The sequence below is a fragment of the Bifidobacterium sp. POST2/T3 (B1) genome, from assembly GCF_058197115.1.
On record NZ_JBVPQK010000346.1, the window covers coordinates 1 to 2,760 of the forward strand.

Below are 2,760 nucleotides of genomic sequence, written 5' to 3' on the forward strand. Positions count from 1 at the left end.
CACTCCGACAGCTCCCTCTACGACTACAGCCTGGCCACCTACGAGTCCGGTGACAGCTTCGACCAGAATGCCTCCAACGGGTTCATCGCCATCTATGGCCTGGCCGACAAGGTGGCCGCCGCCCGTGATATGCGCTTCGGCAACGGCATCGCGCAGGACGGACAGGAGCAGTGAGCACCGGCGACAAGCCCATGGCCCTCTGGGGTGGGCGCTTCAGCGGTGGGCCATCACCGGCCCTGGTTGAGCTCAGCCGGTCCACCCAGTTCGACTGGCGGTTGGCCGACGACGACCTGGCCGGTTCCCGGGCCCACGCTCGGGCTCTCAACCGTGCTGGGTTGCTGGATGATGACGAACTGGCACGCATGGAGAAGGCCCTGGATGAGCTCCAGGACCAGGTGGATTCCGGCGCCTTCGCCCCTGAACCTGGCGATGAGGATGAGGCCACTGCTCTGGAGCGTGGTCTGATCGACATAGCGGGGGATCAGCTGGGCGGCAAGTTGAGGGCCGGGCGTTCGCGCAACGATCAGATCGCCACCCTGATTCGGATCTGGCTGCGTCGTCACGCCCGGGTGCTGGCCAAGGATCTGCTGCGTACAGCACAGGCTCTGATGGATCAGGCCCGTGCGGCGGGAACTACGGTCATGCCTGGCCGCACCCATATGCAGCACGCCCAGCCTGTCTTGCTGGCTCACCAGCTTATGGCCCATGTCTGGCCCCTGATCCGTGACCTGGAACGCCTGAGGGACTGGGACCAGCGTGCCGATGCCAGTCCATATGGATCTGGCGCGCTCGCCGGCACCACCCTGGGTTTGGACCCATTGCCAGTGGCACGGGATCTGGGCTTTAGTCGGGTCTGTGCCAACTCCATCGATGGGACTGCAGCACGGGATGTGGTGGCCGAGTTCGCCTTTGTCGCCGCCATGATCGGCGTGGATCTGTCAAGGCTGGCTGAGGAGATCATCATCTGGAACACCCAGGAGTTCGCCTTTGTCCGCCTGGATGATGGCTACTCGACCGGGTCCTCCATTATGCCTCAGAAGAAGAATCCGGATGTGGCTGAGCTGGCTCGTGGCAAGGCCGGTCGGCTGGTCGGGGATCTGGCAGGCCTGCTGACTACACTCAAGGGGCTGCCGACAGCTTATGCGCGCGACCTTCAGGAGGACAAGGAGGCGGTCTTCGATCAGGTGGACACTTTGGAAGTCCTGCTGCCCGCCTTTGCCGGCATGGTCGCCACCTTGACCTTCAACAAGGATCGCCTGGAGGAGCAGGCTCCCACAGGCTTTGCTCTGGCCACCGACCTGGCCGAGTGGCTGGTCAGACAGGGGGTGCCCTTCCGTCATGCCCATGAGCTCTCCGGGGCCTGCGTCAAGCTGGCCGAGGGTCGTGGTTGCGAACTGGCCGACTTGGATGATGACGATTTCGTCAGGGTCTTTGCTGACTGGGTGCCCGCCGAGAGGGCTCCTGAAGTTCGTTCGGTTCTGACCGCCGGTGGAGCCGTGCGCGCTCGCCAGGGTCAAGGTGGAACCGCACCGGAGAGGGTCAAGGAGCAGATGGACCAGGCTGCGCATGCGCTGGAGGAGCTGAAGACTTTCGCTGACTCGCAGTCTGATGGGCCTGCCTATCGTCCGCCCAGGTGAGCTTTCTGGTTTCCGCCAGGCCGGTGGCCGCGTTAAAATTCCGAACGGCAATTCCCCAAGAGGGACGGCAAACGGCGAAAGGCGGCGGGGACATGAATCCGGTGGCACTGGTCCAGGCTTGGTGGGCCAAGGAGCACATCACTCTGGCAAAAGAGCCGCCCGGCTCACGCCGCGGGCTGTGTTCGCCTCCGGACCAAGGCCGTGACCTGGAGCCGCTGACCATGCTGGTGGTGGGCGACTCCATGGCGGTCGGCTGCGGGGTAGAGGACCAGAGTCAGGGCTTCGTCCCTGACATAGCCGCATGCCTTGCCACTCGGCTGGGGCGTCCAGTCTCCTGGTCGACCCAGGGTCGGCTCGGGGCCACCATTCGCAGGGTGCGCTATAGGTTCCTGCCCGCTCTGCAGGACCATCCTGATCTGCTGGTCCTGTGTGCAGGTTCCAATGACATCATGGCCAACCGCACCGATGAGCAATGGCGGGATGACCTGGCAGCCAGCATCGAGCTGGCTAAAGATAAGGGCCGTCAGGTGCTGGTCCTCAGCTCCGGTCAGCTCTATCGGGATCCAGCCCTGGGCCGGGCGCTCAGGGCCGAGGTGGAGCGTCGGATAACCCGTCAGACACAGACCAGCCGTCAGATCTGTCAAGACGCCTCGGTGCCTTTCGTGGATGCCACCCGCGACGACGTTGGCACCGACCGACCCGACTTCTGGGGTATTGACCACTTTCATCCGGGAGTCCAAGGGTACCAGCGCATGGCCGCCTGTGTGGTCGACCACATTCCCCAAGACTTGATTAATCAGTTATCTGTGTCTGTACATTCCTGACTTGAATGCAGTGATTACGCTGAGAGGCTCCTTCTGGTGGCCCTGCCTTAGCGAGACAGTCAGCGGTCAATAGTCAATCGACAGCGGTTGATTCGCAATGAATAATAAGTTCGCCTTCAAGCCTTGGTGATTCCGGCTTGGTGCGGCCTTGTCTGCAGTGGTTCGGGGCTCTGCCGTGTCGGTATCTGTTGCAAGAATAGTAGGGTTTAGCATACGTTCATCAAATATTCGATAGGGAGTAGCCTCTCATGTCGCAGGTCACCGATTTCAGGCAGGCGGGTTTCGACTCGCTTTTCGAC

2 protein-coding genes and 1 pseudogene are annotated in these 2,760 nt (G+C 62.3%); all 3 read left to right on the forward strand.

Annotated features, from left to right (window positions below; genetic code table 11):
* A pseudogene (locus AC0AP0_RS11385) lies at nt 1-174 on the forward strand (argininosuccinate synthase); the annotation flags it as partial.
* A gap of 17 nt (nt 175-191) precedes the next feature.
* A complete protein-coding gene (argH, locus tag AC0AP0_RS11390; protein WP_490430551.1) occupies nt 192-1,637 on the forward strand; it encodes an argininosuccinate lyase in 1,446 nt (481 codons plus the stop codon).
* 92 nt (nt 1,638-1,729) lie between these two features.
* Nucleotides 1,730-2,461 (forward strand): SGNH/GDSL hydrolase family protein, encoded by a 732-nt coding sequence (locus tag AC0AP0_RS11395; protein WP_490430550.1) that lies wholly within the window; start codon nt 1,730-1,732, stop codon nt 2,459-2,461.
* Nucleotides 2,462-2,760 lie beyond the last annotated feature (299 nt).